The 15604-nt window shown below is 60.8% G+C and carries 14 protein-coding genes; 5 read left to right on the top strand and 9 right to left on the bottom strand.

Going from position 1 to position 15604, the window contains the following annotated elements; genetic code table 11:
• Genes ihfA through cobB form a run of 5 tightly spaced genes read left to right on the top strand, consistent with a single transcriptional unit; the run spans position 1 to position 7024 of the window.
• The gene (ihfA, locus tag OKC40_RS08400; protein WP_005300715.1) at positions 1-297 is read left to right on the top strand and encodes an integration host factor subunit alpha; all 297 of its coding nucleotides are present in this window, start codon (positions 1-3) and stop codon (positions 295-297) included.
• A gap of 15 nt (positions 298-312) precedes the next feature.
• Positions 313-4314, top strand: a complete 4002-nt coding sequence (locus tag OKC40_RS08395; protein WP_182937477.1) for a response regulator — start codon at positions 313-315, stop codon at positions 4312-4314.
• A complete protein-coding gene (locus tag OKC40_RS08390) occupies positions 4301-5545 on the top strand; it encodes a response regulator (RefSeq protein WP_182937475.1) in 1245 nt (414 codons plus the stop codon). The genes OKC40_RS08395 and OKC40_RS08390 overlap by 14 nt, the downstream gene beginning before the upstream one ends.
• 3 nt (positions 5546-5548) lie before the next feature.
• Positions 5549-6190 carry a GNAT family N-acetyltransferase gene (locus OKC40_RS08385; RefSeq protein ID WP_182937473.1) on the top strand — a complete coding sequence of 214 codons (642 nt, stop codon included), beginning with the start codon at positions 5549-5551 and terminating at the stop codon, positions 6188-6190.
• A gap of 60 nt (positions 6191-6250) precedes the next feature.
• On the top strand, positions 6251-7024 hold the full coding sequence (gene cobB / locus OKC40_RS08380; protein ID WP_042061687.1) for a Sir2 family NAD+-dependent deacetylase: 774 nt from the start codon (positions 6251-6253) through the stop codon (positions 7022-7024).
• Positions 7025-7127: 103 nt separating this feature from the next.
• On the opposite strand, the gene OKC40_RS08375 is transcribed toward cobB, so the two are convergent.
• The 9 genes from OKC40_RS08375 to OKC40_RS08335 form a co-directional block, all read right to left on the bottom strand.
• Complete coding sequence (locus tag OKC40_RS08375) at positions 7128-8141, bottom strand: substrate-binding domain-containing protein (RefSeq protein ID WP_234601367.1); 1014 nt, start codon at positions 8139-8141, stop codon at positions 7128-7130.
• The gene (gene rbsK / locus OKC40_RS08370) at positions 8141-9073 is read right to left on the bottom strand and encodes a ribokinase (RefSeq protein WP_182937469.1); all 933 of its coding nucleotides are present in this window, start codon (positions 9071-9073) and stop codon (positions 8141-8143) included. Before rbsK ends, OKC40_RS08375 begins: the two co-directional genes overlap by 1 nt.
• A 110-nt stretch (positions 9074-9183) precedes the next feature.
• On the bottom strand, positions 9184-10059 hold the full coding sequence (rbsB, locus tag OKC40_RS08365; protein WP_042061682.1) for a ribose ABC transporter substrate-binding protein RbsB: 876 nt from the start codon (positions 10057-10059) through the stop codon (positions 9184-9186).
• 30 nt (positions 10060-10089) lie between these two features.
• Positions 10090-11058, bottom strand: a complete 969-nt coding sequence (gene rbsC / locus OKC40_RS08360; protein WP_005336670.1) for a ribose ABC transporter permease — start codon at positions 11056-11058, stop codon at positions 10090-10092.
• Positions 11055-12584 carry a ribose ABC transporter ATP-binding protein RbsA gene (gene rbsA, locus OKC40_RS08355; RefSeq protein WP_182970999.1) on the bottom strand — a complete coding sequence of 510 codons (1530 nt, stop codon included), beginning with the start codon at positions 12582-12584 and terminating at the stop codon, positions 11055-11057. The genes rbsC and rbsA overlap by 4 nt, the downstream gene beginning before the upstream one ends.
• Positions 12585-12620: 36 nt before the next feature.
• On the bottom strand, positions 12621-13040 hold the full coding sequence (rbsD, locus tag OKC40_RS08350) for a D-ribose pyranase (RefSeq protein ID WP_270794789.1): 420 nt from the start codon (positions 13038-13040) through the stop codon (positions 12621-12623).
• A 233-nt stretch (positions 13041-13273) separates the two neighbouring features.
• On the bottom strand, positions 13274-13891 hold the full coding sequence (locus OKC40_RS08345) for a glutathione S-transferase family protein (protein WP_042061676.1): 618 nt from the start codon (positions 13889-13891) through the stop codon (positions 13274-13276).
• A gap of 434 nt (positions 13892-14325) precedes the next feature.
• A complete protein-coding gene (locus OKC40_RS08340; protein WP_182937465.1) occupies positions 14326-15015 on the bottom strand; it encodes an RES family NAD+ phosphorylase in 690 nt (229 codons plus the stop codon).
• Positions 15015-15419, bottom strand: a complete 405-nt coding sequence (locus tag OKC40_RS08335; protein ID WP_005336648.1) for an MbcA/ParS/Xre antitoxin family protein — start codon at positions 15417-15419, stop codon at positions 15015-15017. The genes OKC40_RS08340 and OKC40_RS08335 overlap by 1 nt, the downstream gene beginning before the upstream one ends.
• Positions 15420-15604: the final 185 nt, after the last annotated feature.

Below are 15604 nucleotides of genomic sequence, written 5' to 3'. Positions count from 1 at the left end.
ATGGCGCTTACCAAAGCCGACATTGCAGAGCACCTGTTCACCCAACTCGGGATGAGCAAGCGTGAAGCCAAAGATATGGTGGAAGCCTTCTTTGAGGAAATCCGACAGGCGCTAGAGCGTGGTGAACAAGTCAAGATTTCAGGCTTCGGTAACTTTGACCTTCGTGAGAAGAATCAGCGTCCCGGACGTAACCCCAAGACGGGCGAGGATATTCCTATCAGCGCCCGTCGCGTGGTGACCTTCCGGCCTGGCCAGAAGCTCAAGGCCAGGGTAGAAAATGTTGAACCCAACGAGTGATAAAAAGCCAGGCAGATGCCTGGCTTTTGTTTTCAGATGACAAAATTTCCCCTTCTGCTTCTGACCAGTGTGCTGGTCATGCCGTTGCAAGCCAAGCCGCCGCAGTCTACGAGATTGCAGACCACAGTGCTGCCGCTGGCACCGGCGACCCAGGCCTATGTCGACTCCATCACCCAGCTGGAGATCTGTTATCCCGCAACCCTTCCGCCCCCTTATTTGTTAGCGGGGGGAGGTCTGCTCAAGGATCGGATCGCCAAGCTGGCCGCCGTGCTGCCAGTCCCGCTCAAGGTACACGAACTGCCCGACTGGCAAGCGGTGCGCGATGCGCTGCTGCGAGGCCACTGCGACATAGTCCCTCATGTCGGTCCGATCTCGACCGTGTTGCCCGATATGCTGGTCAGCCGGGCGATGATGGAGACGGATGCCGCCATTCTCTACCGTGGTGATCTCGAACATGCGACCTTTCTGGTTCCGGCTGCTACCAGCTCCGGCAGGATGCTCAGGGCGCTCTACCCGAATGCGGTGATCAGGCAACTGCCGAAGGGGGAAGATCTCTATTCGGCGCTGGAGAGCGGCAAAGGGAATGCCTATCTGGGTGACTACCTGCAATTGCGTTATCTGATGCGCGAATTTCCCGCCGATGGCTTGCGACTGCGCAGGTTGCTGGGGGATGAGCGGGTGGTCAGTTATCGCTTGATGATGCGTGGCGAACCGGAACTGGCTCGCCTGATCGATACCGCTATCCGCTACATGCCTGCCGGCAGCCTCTATGCCGATCTGGGTCGCTACCTCGATCAAGGGTCGCTCTATGTCAACCAGTTGCACTTCAGCGATACCGAACAGGCCTGGCTCTCTGGCCGGGGGCGCACCGTCCGTCTGGTGGTTAATCCCGAGTTGATGCCCTATAGCGGCGTCAATGAGCTGGGGGAGGCGAAAGGGTGGAGTGCGGATGTGCTGCGCTGGGTCACCCAGGAGACCGGCCTGAAATACCAGTTGGTGGCTGCCGCCAGCAAGGCTGAGGCGATAGAAAAGCTGCGCCGCGGTGAGGCCGACATGATGGCCGGTTTACCGGAGTCCCCGGCACTGACGGACGAATTCATCTTTAGCCGGACGATCTCCATCAACCGGTTTGCCTTGATCAGCAAGCGCAAGGTGGTCGCCGATCACATCACCCAGCTCAAGCGCCAGCGCATTCTGGTGCCGGAATCCCTCTACGATCCCTCCCTGCTCGCCCTGCTCGGTGATCAGGAGTGGCTTCGTACCGATGGACTGGAACAAGGGCTGGCGGTGATCAAACAGGGCAAGGCTGACGCCATGCTAAGCGAGCTTTATCAGCTGCAATATCCCCAGCGCACCAACCTGCTGGAAGGGCTCGATATCGAGGAGCTGGAGGATCGCTTCGGCCTGGGTTTTGCCATCAACAAAGACCAGACCGAGCTGGCCGGGGTGATGGATCGCAACCTGATGGCCCTGACCAGCACCCAGATCGATGAGCTTAACCAGCGCTGGCGCCGCTTGCTCGTCGTGCAGCAGCCCGGCGTGAGCTATGCCGCCTGGTTTGGTTCCATCGCCATGGCACTGCTGATCAGCGGTATCGTCATCGGCGGGATCTGGCGTTCTCGCCAGCAACTGGCACGGGAAGTGGCCCAGCGTCACGCCGCCGAGAAGGCGCTGGCCATCGAGAGCGAGTTGCGCGAAACCATGTTTCAGGCGCTGCCGGTGCCCGTCTATCTGCGCAACAGTGAGGGCAAGGTGATCAAATCCAACAAGCAGGGGCGACGTCTGGCCCTGCGCTACTCGCAGCAGCTGATGTTGCCGCCGGTACAGCCCCAGAAGAGCGAAGGGGAGCTGGTGCTGGGGGATCAGGTCTTCGCCTATGCCCAGCATCCACTGCGGCTGGACAAGCAGGCGCCCGCCACCGATCTCATCGCCCTGTCGGATATCAGTGTGCTGCGTGAGCAGGCCCGTTTCCTGCGTCAGGCAGAGCGCCGTCTGCGCGCCCTGACCAATACCGTGCCCGGCGTGGTGCTGCAGTTTATGTTCGAGCGGGGGCGGGTGGGGGCCATCGAGTTTATCAGCCGCGGCTGTTACGAGCTGCTGGGGCTGGCGAGCCAGCAGATCCGCCGTGAGCCGAAACGGGTGCTCGCTATGCTGGAGCGCGAGGATCGTAGCCGGGTGCGGCGCGAGATGTTCGCCATGTTGCAGGCAGGCAAACCCTTCGCATTCACCCTGCGTTATCACCATCCCACCAAGGGCGTGCGCTGGTTGCAGCTCTATGGCCGTGGCCGCAGTCAGCCGCAGGGGTGGCGGATCTATGCGGTGATGCAGGATGCCACCGCCCGGGTCGAGCAGGATCAGGCATTGCAGCACTCTCATGAGCAGGCGCAGCAGGCGGTACAGGCCAAGGGCCGTTTTCTGGCTGCTATCAGTCACGAGATCCGCACGCCGATGAATGCCATTCTCGGCCTGCTGGAGTGGTTGGCCACGACGCCGTTGTCACAGGAACAAGGGTCGGCACTGGCGCGGGTACGGCAGGCGGGGGACGAGCTGCTTGGCCTGCTCAACGATGTGCTCGATTTTAGCCGCAATGAAAGCCGTCAACTCTCCCTCTCACCCCAGCCTACCGATTTTGCCGAGCTGTGCGAGCACGTGGCGGCGGTGCACTGGACCAAGGCGCGGGCCAAGGGATTGCAACTGCGCTTGCAGCTGGATCCGGCGCTGCCTGCCTTGCAGACCCTCGACCCTCACCGGGTACGGCAAGTGCTTCACAATCTGCTCTCCAATGCCATCAAGTTCAGCCAGCGTGGGGAGGTGGTGCTGTGGGCCGAGCTGGCAGACGCGATCCTGCGCTTCGGGGTCGATGATCAGGGACCGGGGATCACCGCCAGGATGCGCCCCACGCTCTTTATGCCATTCGAACAGTTTGCCGTTGAAGGGCAACTGCGGGCACCAGGCACCGGCCTTGGTCTGGCGATCTGCAAGCAGCTGATCGAGCAGATGGGCGGCCTTATCGATGTCGAGGGGCGCGTCGGTGGCGGCAGCCGCTTCTTCTGCGAGTTACCCCTCAAACGGGTGGCGCAGGAGCCGGAGTGGCAGCCCAGAGTGCGGCAACTGGCGCTCTCTTTACCTCACGATGAGGCAGAGGCCCTTTCGCCCTGGCTCAGCCGGTTGGGGATCGCCACCGTCAGCAACGCCGTGGATACGCTGCAAGCGGAGGTGGACGAACAGGGCCTCTACTATTGGGCCTGGCAGGGGGAGTCCTGGGTACCCGGCACCATCATTACCCTGCTGCAACCGCGATTAACCCCTGAACAGCCGATCGCCGGTACCCAGCCCGGGCTTGGCATGCGGGTCCTGTTGGTGGAAGATCACGATGTCAATCGCGAGCTGATCAGCCTGCAACTTGGGCAACTCGGTGCCAGCGTCATCACTGCCGCAAACGGGCAGTTGGCGCTGGATCTGCTGGCGCAGCACGAGGTGGACTTTGTGCTGACCGATCTGCAGATGCCGGTGATGAACGGCGCCGAGCTGTGCAGAGCGTTGCGCCAATCTGACCGTTGGGCCCGTCTGCCGGTTTATGTGATCACCGCGGATCTCAGCGAACAGGCTGCCAATGAGCTGCAATCCTGTGGTTGCGATGGCCATCTGGACAAGCCGGTCGCCCTCAAGGAGCTGGCGACCTTGCTGCGTCATATTGCCAGAGCAGGGGGCAATGCCGTCGCCCCGACACCGGTTGTCTCGCTGCTGACCGATGAACTGGCCGCCCTTTATCTGAAGGCGACCCGTGATGATTTGGCCGAACTTGAGCGCTGTTGCGCAGAAGAAGATGAAGTTGGCGTGAATGCTGCTTTACACAAGTTGAAGGGGGCCGCCAGAATGGTAGGGGCGACTGCGTTGGTGGCGGTCATTGAAGAGTGGCAGCAAGCGCCCCATCCGGCGCTGCAAGCCAGATTGAACCGGGCATTGGATGAGTTCAGCCAGCAGTTTTCAAAGAGGGCTCAAGATGATCATCACTGATGAAGAATTACTGGCGTTGCTCGATGCGGAAGAGCACGAGGCGGCAGGATTTTGCCCCATCGTGCTCTATGCCCTTGATGGCGTCTCTCATGCACTGGCCAGCGCCACGACACTACCCTCCTATGTGACGCTGCACCGCACTCAACCGGATGCCTGCTGGCAGTGGGAAGGGCTGTTTGCGGCTGGCGCCATCGCGCTTTACGATCCCGCCGCTCATCAGCAGGCAGACTATTTTCCCCAGATGCAGTCGCATCAGGGGATTTATGCCATCGGCGAGGATTGGTTGGGAGGGCTCGCGGCCAGTTACCGTGACTGGTGCTGCTGGCTGGCGGCCAACAAGATAGTGCTGCTCGAGGATCACCCGTTTCAGGGGATGCAGTTGCAGCAAACCATCGCCGCGCTGGGGCTCTCCTGCCAGTGGGTGCAGGATGAGGCGGCCTGCCTTGCCGCACTGGCGGCGGGCGATACTCGCCTGCTGGTGTGCGATCTCAGTCTGGTGGAGCAGGATGCCATCAGCCTGCTGATGAGCCAGCCCCGGTTGCAGCAAGAGGGGTTGCCCATCGTGCTGCTTTCTGCCCATGAGCAGACGCTGATCGACGGTGCCCGTCGGCTGCTGCACGATGCCGGTTTCAATATTCTGGCGGCGCTGGCCAAGCCCCTCGACTGTGATGCGTTGCTCAGGTTGCTGCGCCGACTCTATCTGGGGCCGTTGCGTCAGCAGCGCTTGAGTGGCCAGCGCCGCACTATTCGTAGTTGGCAGGGGGAGGTGCAAGGCCAGCTTGGTCTGCTCTCCAGCCCCGCGACTCCACATCCGGTCTGGCTGGCGGTGACGGGTTTGCCCAGCCGCTGGGATGCCCTCAAGGAGTGGCTGGCGGAGCAGTCGCGTGCGCCATCCGAATTGACCTTGCTGATCCACCGGCGTGATCACCTGCTCGGCAATGCCGACCGCTTCGCACTGGTGCTGCAAGCCAGTCTGGCTGGGAGCAAGCTGGCGCTGCTGCTCGACAACAGCCAGCATCTGCCATTCGATCTGCTGGAGCGTCTGCCGCTGCAAGCCTTGCTGCTGGGGCAGGGGATCCTGCCGGAGATGGAGTCCTTGACTGGCGACTCCCTGCTGGGACGCTTTATGGCCCGGGTTCGGGAGCTGGGGATCGCCGTCTATCTGGATGACCCTTACAACCTGCTCGATGTCGACCTGTGGCGAGAGCGCGGTATCACGGGGCGCTGGTAAGCCATGGCGCGCTACCTCTGCTGGCCCATGCATCGGGAGCGCCTTGGCAAAGGGCTGGAGGGTTGGCCCCATCCAGAATCCCGGGCCGCGCTGCCATTGGCGATGCAGATATCAGGGGTGCCTTGCTTGCTGCGCGAGCTGCACGGTGTGGCGCCAGCCCGCATACTGGCGGCCTATGATGCGCTTAGCGAAGAGAGCATCTATCTGCGCTTTATGCGCCCGAAACGGGCGCCGCTACCGGAACAGGTCGCGCAATTTCTCAATTACCATCCCGAACATCAGATCTCGCTGCTGTTGACCGATCTCGCTGGTGAGCCGTTGGCGCAGGCGCAATCGATCCGCCGCCGTCTTCATCCCGATCGGGCGGAGTTCTCCTGCATCGTGGCGGATCACTTTCAGCACAAGGGGGCGGGGCGGCGCATTCTGCTGGCGCTGGCGTTGCTGGCCAGGGCGGACGGGATCCGCGAGTGGACGGCGGAAGTGCTGGCCCAGAATCGTCCCATGCTGACCCTGCTCAAGCGCCTTGGCTTGCCGCTGACGCTGGTGACCGGGCGGGAGATGGTGTTTGTCAGGCTGGATCTGTCGGTACTGGACGCCTGGTTGTCCGTGCCGCCAGCGGCGCCGCTTAAGACCAAGGGCGAATAGTGACACTTTTTTCCCTGTGCTAAGGTCACATTTATTGTGCGGGGATAGACGGAGCAGCTTATGGCGCAGTCATATAAACATATCGTGATCCTGACCGGAGCGGGGATATCGGCGGAATCCGGCATCAAGACCTTTCGCGCCTGCGACGGTTTGTGGGAAGAGCACAGGGTCGAGGATGTGGCGACCCCCGAAGGGTATGCCCGGGATCCCGATCTGGTGCTGCGCTTTTACAACTCTCGCCGCAAACAGCTGCAACAGCCCCAGGTTCACCCCAATCCGGCCCACTATGCGCTGGCTCGCCTCGAGCGACTGCTGCCCGGCACGGTCACCCTGGTGACCCAGAACATCGACAATCTGCACGAGAGTGCGGGCAGCAAGAACCTTATCCATATGCACGGCGAGCTGCTCAAGGCCCGCTGCCCCGAGTCTGGTCAGGTGATCGAGTGGCGCGGCGATCTCCATCAGGACGAGCTCTGCTCCTGCTGCCAGTTTCCCCAGCCGATGCGCCCCCATGTGGTCTGGTTTGGCGAGATGCCGCTCGGGCTGGATCGGATCTACAGCGCGCTGGCCCAGTGCGATCTCTTTATCTCCATCGGCACCTCGGGGGCTGTCTATCCGGCCGCCGGGTTTGTCCATGAGGCGGGCCTCAACGGTGCGCACACCATCGAGCTCAATCTCGAGCCGAGCGAGGTGGGTAGCCAGTTTGACGAGAAGCGCTATGGCCCCGCCTCTCTGCTGGTGCCCGCCTATGTCGATGAGTTGCTGGAGGCGTGCGGCATCCATCAGCCCCGGCAGGTCGAGGGGCACAACTGGATGGAGATGCGTGAACGCTAGGTACTAGGGATAGCAGAAAAGCAAAAGGCGACTCGGGGAGTCGCCTTTTTGTTGTGTGGTGATTTTGTTTTCCGCGGCGTTTTTGTCCGATAGCGGGTGCCCGTTACGATTGCGCGGGCAGGGGGGCGCAGGATTGCCTGATCACCAGATCCGGGTCGACGGTGATCAGGTGATTCTCCACCGCCTCGCCGTTGATGCGCGCCAGCAGGCGGGTGACGGCCAGCCGTCCCAGCTCCTCTTTGGGCTGGTTGACGGTAGTGAGCGGCGGCGAGAGGTATTGCGCCAGCGCCACGTTGTCGTAGCCGACGATGGAGAGATCCCGCGGTATCACAATGCCCGCCTGATGAGCGGCACTGATGGCTCCCATCGCCATCATGTCGTTGCAGACAAAGAGAGCGGTGGGGCGCGAAGGGAGTGCCAGCAGCCGCTCCATGGCGGCAAAACCGCTGGCGCAATCAAAGTCTCCCTCCTGGATCCACTCCGGATTGATCGTGAGACCCGCCTCCTGCAGCGCCTGCTCAAAGCCAGCTTGGCGCTGGTTGGCGGGGGCACGGCTCTGGGGGCCGGAGATGCAGCCGATAGCGGTATGGCCCAGCTCAATCAGATGGCGGGTTGCGAGATAACCGCCGTGGAAGGAGTTGTCGGCGATAAGATCCACATCCTCGCTGACCAGCCCCCAATCCATCACCACCACCGGCAGGCTCTTGAGCCAGTCGAGCTGGTTGAACACCTCTTGTTGGCCCTCGCTGCACATGATCAGCAGGCCATCGACCCGCTTGCGCAACATCATCTTGAGGTAGGAGAGCGCCGTCTCGGCCTGCCCCTCGGTGTTGCCCAGCATCAGGTTGTAGCCCTGCTCGAAACAGTAGCGCTCCACCCCGCGCACCACTTCGGCAAAGAAGGGGTTGCTGGAGGTGGTGACCAGCATGCCGATACTGTTGGTCTCCTTCACCTTGAGGCTGCGGGCCACCAGGCTCGGGGCGTAGTTCAGATCGCGCATGGCGGCGAAGACCCGCTCACGGGTCTCCTCGGCCACGAAGCGGGTCTCGTTGATGACATGGGAGACGGTGGTGGTAGAGACCCCCGCCAGCGCCGCCACCTCCTTGATATTGGCCATCAGTGCCCCTGTGCACTCTGCTCAAGCAGGAAGGCGTCAACCTCCTGCTTGCTCGGGATGGAGCTCTGGGCGCCAAACCGGGTGACAGAGAGCGCCGCTGCGCCGTGGGCAAAGCGCACTGCGCCGTTGAAGTCGGCCCCGGCCAGCTCGGCGGCCAGCAGGGCGCCGTTGAAGGTATCGCCAGCAGCCGTGGTGTCGACCGCTTTCACCCGAAAACCCGGGATCAGTTGCTGCTGCTTGGCGTTGCTGCAATAGACCCCCTGGGAGCCCAGGGTGATCATCACATCCGCAATGCCCATCTGGTGGAAACGGGTGGCCGCCTCGCGGGCGCTGGCTTCGTCGGTGACTTTGACGCCGGTCAGCAGTTCCGCTTCGGTCTGGTTGGGGGTGATGAGATCCACCAGCGCCAACAGCTCAGCGGAGAGCGGACGGGCAGGGGCGGGGTTGAGCACCACCCGGGTGCCGTGGGCACGCGCCAAACGTGCAGCTTCATGGACGCTCTCCAGCGGCACTTCCAGCTGCAGCAGCAGAGTATGGGCGTCGGCAATCATCGCTTCGTGGTTTTTCACCACGGCAGGGGTGATGGCACCGTTGGCTTCGGCGGAGATGCCGATGCTGTTCTCCCCCTCATCGCTGACATAGATGATGGCGATACCGGTGGGCAGGGTGTCGTCGAGCTCGACGGCACTGACGTCGATGCCATCTTTGGCAAAGCCGGTTTTCATCTGGTGGCCGATGGCGTCATCACCGATACGGGCGATAAAGGAGACCGGGGCGCCGAGACGGGCGGCAGCAACCGCCTGATTGGCCCCCTTGCCACCCGGGACCACCTGATAGCTGTGACCGGTCAGGGTTTCACCCGGGCGAGGAAAGTGGGGAACGCGCAGCACATGGTCTGCATTGACACTGCCCAGAACGACGAGACGTTTCATGTTGACTACTCCTGATGCATCTTGGCTTGAACACAATGACTGAGTGAGCTCAAGCCGGGAGGCACCGCGACTGAGGGGAAAAAGGGGAGGCGAGCCTCCCCCTTGTGCACTTATTTGCTGACCACTTGCAGCGGAACCGGGATGGATTTCTCGACCGGCTGACCCTTGAGCACCTTGTCGGCAGTCTCGACGCCGATGGCACCGATCAGGGCAGGTTGCTGGGCCACGGTGGCGGCCAGTTTACCCTTGGCAACGGCGGCTTTGCCATCGTCAGTGCCGTCGAAGCCGACGATCATCACCTCTTTACCGGCAGCCTGCACCGCGCGGATGGCACCCAGCGCCATCTCGTCGTTCTGGGCGAACACGGCCTGTACGGTCGGGTGGGCTGCCAGCAGGTTTTCCATGACGTTCAGACCCTTGGTGCGGTCAAAGTCGGCAGGCTGGGAAGCCAGTACCTGCAGCTTGTTGGCTGCCACGGCCAGGGCAAAACCTTCGCCACGGTCGCGGGCGGCGGAGGTACCGGCAATCCCTTCCAGCTGGATCACCTTGGCACCGGTACCCAGTTTTTCGGTGATGAAGTCACCGGCCAGCTTGCCGCCCGCCACGTTGTCGGAGGCGATGTGGGCTTTCACCTCGCCTTGCGCGGCGCCGCGGTCCAGGGTCAGCACCGGAATGTTGGCGCGGTTGGCCAGACGGATGGCGTTGCCGACTGCTTCGGAGTCGGTCGGGTTGATCAGGATGGCGCCGACCTTGCGCACGGTGAGATCTTCCATGTTGGAGAGCTCTTTGGCCGGGTCATTCTGGGAATCCAGCACCACCAGCTCGTAACCAAGCTCCTTGGCTTTGGCTTCTGCACCCTCTTTCATGGTGACGAAGAAGGGGTTGTTGAGGGTGGAGACCACCATCGCCAGGGTTTGATCGGCGGCCTGGGCAGTGCCCAGCACGGACATGATGGCGGCAGCGAGCAGGGTATTGAGCTTTTTCATCATTTCATTCCTTGTGTGTGGCTTGTCTTATTAACGGTTGCTTTTGTTATCGATCATCACGGCAAGCAAGATCACGCTGGCCTTGGCGATCATCTGGTAATAGGACGATACGTCGAGCAGGTTGAGGGCATTGTTGAGAAAACCGATGATCAAGGCACCTATCAGGGTGCCCATGATGCGGCCCTTGCCGCCCATCAGGCTGGTTCCGCCCAGCACCACCGCAGCGATGGCATCCAGCTCGTAACCCATGCCCGCCGTCGGCTGGGCAGAGGAGAGGCGAGAAGTAACGATAAGCCCAGCCAGCGCCGAGAGTGCGCCGCACAGACCATACACCGCCAGCTTCACCCGATCCACATTGATGCCGGAGAGGCGGGTGGCAGACTCGTTACCGCCCAGCGCGTAGATGTAGCGACCGAGACGGGTGTGGTTGAGCATGAACCAGGCGAGCAGGAAGACGATGGCCATCAGCCAGATGGGTACCGGCAGACCGAACAGGTAACCGGTACCGAGCCAGGCGAAGTGATCGGCGCCGTCACTGAAACCGGTGGAGATGGGGCGACCCTCGGTATAGACCATGGTGATGCCGCGCAGGGCGGTCATGGTGACCAGGGTGGCGATAAACGCCTGCACCTTGCCCTTGGCAATGATGAGGCCGCTGACGCCGCCAAGCAGGGCACCGGCCCCCAGAGTGAGGGGCACCACCAGCCAGATCGGCAGCTCCATAGCGACCATGGTCGCGGCCAGCGCGCCGCACAGGGCCAGCACCGAGCCGACCGACAGATCGATGCCGGCGGTGAGGATAACCAGCGTCATGCCGACTGCCATGATGGCGTTGACCGAGGTCTGGCGCAGGATGTTGAGCAGGTTGTCGGCGGTGAAGAAGTTGGGGCTCAGGAAAGAGACCACACCAATCAGGACCAGCAGCGCGACCAGGGATTTGTTCTCGATCCACCACGCCTTGCTCATGACGCCACGGCGGGAAAGGGTTTGGGTTGTCATTGGGATGCCTCTTGCTCTGCTTGCCACTGTTTACCGACTGCCGCCGCCATCAGCTTCTCCTGATTGGCGTCGCGGGTGTTGAACTCTGCGCTGATGCGCCCTTCGTGCATCACCATGATGCGATCACTCATGCCGAGCACTTCCGGCATTTCGGAGGAGACCAGAATGATGCTCATCCCCTCCTTCTTGAACTGGTTGATCAGCTGATAAATTTCCTTCTTCGCCCCCACGTCGACGCCGCGGGTCGGCTCGTCGAGGATCAGCACTTTGGGCCGGGTCAGCAGCCCTTTGGCGATGGCCACCTTCTGCTGGTTGCCGCCGGAAAGCAGCTTTATCAGCTGATCCTGACTCGGGGTCTTGATGTTGAACAGGCGCACATAGTCGCTCACCGCCTGCCGTTCGGCCTTGCCGTCAATCTTGCCGTTGCTGATGAACTCGTCGAGGGCGCACAGGCTCATGTTTTCGCGCACCGACAGCTCCAGCACCAGCCCATCCCCCTTGCGATCCTCGGAGATATAGGCGATGCCTGCGGCCAGCCCATCGGCCGGGCTTTTGGGCACCAGAGCATGACCGTCAACTTGCACTTCACCGGCGCTGATGGGGCTGGCGCCGTAGATCAGCTTCATCAGCTCGGTGCGGCCGGAGCCCATCAGGCCGCTAAAGCCCAGAATTTCCCCCTGACGCAGGGAAAAACTCACCCCGCGCACGCCGGGACCGGCCAGATCCTTCACCTGCAGGCTGACGGGACCAAGCTCGCGCTCAAGACGCGGGTACTGTTCTTCCAGTCGGCGGCCCACCATCATCTCGATGATCTTGTCTTCATCCAGATCGCTCACCGCCTTCTCGCCGATCCACTTGCCATCGCGCAGCACAGTGACCCGATCGCAGATCTCGAAGATCTCCTTGAGGCGGTGGGAGATATAGACGATGCCGCAGCCTTGTTCGCGCAGCTCGCGGATAACCTTGAACAGCTGCTCGGTCTCGGTATCGGTCAGCGCATCGGTCGGCTCGTCCATGATGATGACGCTGGCATCGAACGACAGCGCCTTGGCGATCTCCACCATCTGCTGTTCGCCGATGGAGAGATCCCCGAGCCGGGTATCCGGCCCATGCTTGACACCAAGTCGCGCCAGCAGGCCGCTTGCCCGCTCGCGCAGCTGTTGGTGATCGATGCTGCCAAAACGGGTACGGGGTTCGCGCCCCAGGAAGATATTGGCGGCAATCGACAACTCCGGCAGCAGGTTCAGCTCCTGATGGATGATGCTGATCCCCTGATCCTGAGAGTCGCGGGGGCCCTTGAAGTGGACCGACTGACCGCGGTAGCTGACGCTGCCCGCATCGGCCTGATAGATGCCGGTCAGCACCTTCATCAGGGTGGATTTGCCGGCGCCATTTTCACCGAGCAGGGCCATCACCTGGCCCGGATAGACCCGCAGACCCGCTTCGTCGAGGGCGCGCACACCGGGGAAGGTCTTGACGATCCCGGTCAGCTCCAGAATGGGTGAGAGGGGGGAGGTTGTGCTCATTTGCAGCTTCCTTGAAGAGGCCTTCTTTGAAGAATGTCAGAACGCCACACCGGCGCAGAGGATCAGGTTGGCGTAGGGAGTCACCTCGCCGCTGCGCACGATCGCCTTGCTCTGACGGGATCGGGTTTTGAACTCCTCATGCAGACAGTATTCGATGGCGATGGGCTTGCCCTGGGCGGCTGCGTGGGCCTCAAGCTGATCGACCAGCGCCTGATGGGCGGCGGGGCTGATCTGCTTGATCTCGCTTGCCATGATCACCTTCTCCACCACCAGATCGGTGAGCAGGGCGGTCAGTATGGTTTCAAGGCTGGGCGTCCCCGCCATCAGCGCCAGATCGATCCGCTCCGGACCTGCCGGAATGGGCAAGCCTGCATCGCAGACGGTGATCTCGTCGGTGTGGCCCATCTGTGCCATCAGAGCACTCAGGGGAGCATTGAGCAGTACGCCTCGTTTCATACAGCACCTCATCAGGCCTTGGCCCGTCAATCTGTGAACCGCTAGGCAACCGGTTACGCAACCGGTTGCGTCATGGCGCAAAGATAGGCTTTTTACTAAGGAAGGGCCACGGCAAAACCACGGAAATGTGAAAACGATCTCAAAGGCGGGAGAAGAAGTGCAGGGGAGGCGGCAGGAAGGGTGTCAGCAGAGCCCTGACACCCTTGTTATTTATCGAGCTATTGATTTTATGGTTAGTTGGCCAGTGCCTTGGCGACCGCCGGACGGCTCAGCATGCGCTGATAATGATCGGCAACCTTGGGGAATTCACTGATCTCGACCCCATCGCTTTTCAGCCAGCCCGCGACCACGAACAGATAGATATCCGCCACGCTGAACTGCTCGCCCAGCACCCAGGGGCCTGCCAGATAGTGCTGCTCAATCTGGGCAAAGCCATCGCGCATATTGCTGGCGACTTTCTGCTGCATGGCGGCAATGGCCTGCTCGTCATCGGCCCAGCGGCTGCCACGGCGACCGTGGGCGTGGGAGACATGCACGGTGGAGGCGAGGAAGCTGTTGACCTCCTGCATGCGGGCCAGCAGGAACGGGTTGTCCAGCGGCGCCAGTTTGGCATCGGGGAAGCGCTGTGCCACATAAAGCAGCAGGGCCGGTGTCTCGGTCAGGGTGCCCTGCTCGGTGACAAGGGCAGGCACCCGCCCTTTGGGGTTGATGGCAAGATACGCAGGATCACGCTGCTCCCCTGCGGCGAGGTTGACGAGACGGGGTTGGAACGGGGCATTTGCTTCCAGCAGGGCAATCTGCACGGCCATGGCGCAGGTGCCGGGAGCGAAATAGAGGGTCAGATCGGACATGAATACTCCTGATTGGCTCAGGCCACCCGCAATATCGGCGAAAGATTGTTTCGCGTAACACCACGGAGGGTCATGAAAAAAGAGAGGGGGCAACGCTTGCCCCCCAACCAATCTACACCCCTGAGGGGTGATGAAAAAGTGCAGAATTAATCGACTTTGGCCGCTTTGCTGTTTGCCCACACCCTAAACCCCTTGGCCAAAACCTCGAACCAGATGTTGCTGAGCTTGATGGCATCGCTGACGACTGAGGGGTGGCAAGTTGGTACTGAAAGGACTGGGGGGGCAATAGCGCTCCCGCCTCGCGATGCACTCTATCTGTGAGAAATCATGCAGGTGGAAGACTGATGCCCGTGTGCGGGAATACAGATCCTTTTTGCGATGATCCTTTCAGGCTTGAAGGGGAGCACCGCAATTATTATCAATAAGACAGAACCTTATTCCCCATATAGCTTAATTTCCAACACATTGGCGATGGCACTGCCATTCCAGTGGTATTCCAGATGCTGGGCTTGGTGGATCTTGGTGACCAGACGGGGGCGATAGAGCACATGGCAGTTATGACCGCTGTGGCGCACAGAACGGTAGTGGATACCGTCTATCCCCTTGGTTTTCTGTTCTTGGGCGAAAGCTTGGGATTGACCATAGTTGGTTGCGTGATAAAGCGGGGTGGAGAGAAATTCCGCGCTGGTGATATCGACCAGATTGGCGTTGAACTCGGTATAGAGCACCCGCATCTGTACTTTCTGAGCGGGTTCGTTGGTGTAGCCGAACATGCGCTCTTGGTGATACACAGTCTCTTTGATGGCAGTATCGAGCAGGGGGGCGCAGTAGTAACCGCCAAAATCGCCAGTGGTGAATCGGGCTCCTTCCGGGTTGATATGGGTGAAGGCTGCCATCACATAGCTGCTGCCATTTAGCCCGACCAACCAATCCTCTTTCGGTACCAACGACAGATTACCCGCCGCTTCATTCAACCGATCATTGGTCAGTGACTCTATGGCCCAGACGGCCTCCAGTTCGTCCGCATTAGCTACGTCTTCATAGAGATCGATGGTGGGGTAGCGGCTTGGAATGATCCGATAGGCTCGCTCCCCCTTGAGTTCAATCAGTGGCGGCTCTTGCATCAGGCCATACCCCCGCGCCAGGCATGCAGACGGGTGGCCACTTCATACAAATCAGCCACGCGGCCAGCGTTCATAATGTCCATCGCGCTGCGCCCGGCAAAGAAGGGATGGCTGTTGGGTTTGCGCACCCAGCCGTAGATGCTGTCGTCGGCACTGAACAGCATCCTCAGACACTTATGGATATTGAGGATGTAGCTCATCCGTTCTTGCATATCCACGGTCAGACGGATCCCGCCGTTTGACTCTTTGTATTTGTTCAATGTTGAACGGGATGAAATGCCAAGAAGTTTCAGCTGTTCATCTGTATTGCAGTGCCACTTATCCAGGATACGGAATACCACAGGCAGTGCCTTACTGGGGTCAATGGCGCCATTTTTCAGGGCTTTTTGTGCAGTGTTGGCCATATGTCCTCCTTACTATAGTCAGCGCCAGACGGCTGTCTGGCGCGTGAAATGTTAACTTGAGTTTAGTGTAGAAGAAATGCGCACACATGTACACATTTATACATATGTGCACATATATGTTCATTCTTGGGCGTTAATCTTCTTCCTTGAGGTCACGCAAAAAACACTCAGTGGTCAGCCACTAT

It is taken from the genome of Aeromonas sp. QDB11, from assembly GCF_027705265.1.
GTDB classification, from domain to species: Bacteria; Pseudomonadota; Gammaproteobacteria; order Enterobacterales; family Aeromonadaceae; genus Aeromonas; species Aeromonas allosaccharophila.
This window is presented reverse-complemented; position numbering and strand designations above follow the sequence as displayed.

What these genes read in the sequence shown, in the direction of transcription:
- ihfA (WP_005300715.1), top strand. Translation starts at nt 1, where the DNA reads ATGGCGCTTACCAAAGCCGACATTGCAGAGCACCTGTTCACCCAACTC.
- OKC40_RS08395 (WP_182937477.1), top strand. Translation starts at nt 313, where the DNA reads ATGCCTGGCTTTTGTTTTCAGATGACAAAATTTCCCCTTCTGCTTCTG.
- OKC40_RS08390 (WP_182937475.1), top strand. Translation starts at nt 4,301, where the DNA reads ATGATCATCACTGATGAAGAATTACTGGCGTTGCTCGATGCGGAAGAG.
- OKC40_RS08385 (WP_182937473.1), top strand. Translation starts at nt 5,549, where the DNA reads ATGGCGCGCTACCTCTGCTGGCCCATGCATCGGGAGCGCCTTGGCAAA.
- cobB (WP_042061687.1), top strand. Translation starts at nt 6,251, where the DNA reads ATGGCGCAGTCATATAAACATATCGTGATCCTGACCGGAGCGGGGATA.
- OKC40_RS08375 (WP_234601367.1), bottom strand. Translation starts at nt 8,141, where the DNA reads ATGGCCAATATCAAGGAGGTGGCGGCGCTGGCGGGGGTCTCTACCACC.
- rbsK (WP_182937469.1), bottom strand. Translation starts at nt 9,073, where the DNA reads ATGAAACGTCTCGTCGTTCTGGGCAGTGTCAATGCAGACCATGTGCTG.
- rbsB (WP_042061682.1), bottom strand. Translation starts at nt 10,059, where the DNA reads ATGAAAAAGCTCAATACCCTGCTCGCTGCCGCCATCATGTCCGTGCTG.
- rbsC (WP_005336670.1), bottom strand. Translation starts at nt 11,058, where the DNA reads ATGACAACCCAAACCCTTTCCCGCCGTGGCGTCATGAGCAAGGCGTGG.
- rbsA (WP_182970999.1), bottom strand. Translation starts at nt 12,584, where the DNA reads ATGAGCACAACCTCCCCCCTCTCACCCATTCTGGAGCTGACCGGGATC.
- rbsD (WP_270794789.1), bottom strand. Translation starts at nt 13,040, where the DNA reads ATGAAACGAGGCGTACTGCTCAATGCTCCCCTGAGTGCTCTGATGGCA.
- OKC40_RS08345 (WP_042061676.1), bottom strand. Translation starts at nt 13,891, where the DNA reads ATGTCCGATCTGACCCTCTATTTCGCTCCCGGCACCTGCGCCATGGCC.
- OKC40_RS08340 (WP_182937465.1), bottom strand. Translation starts at nt 15,015, where the DNA reads ATGCAAGAGCCGCCACTGATTGAACTCAAGGGGGAGCGAGCCTATCGG.
- OKC40_RS08335 (WP_005336648.1), bottom strand. Translation starts at nt 15,419, where the DNA reads ATGGCCAACACTGCACAAAAAGCCCTGAAAAATGGCGCCATTGACCCC.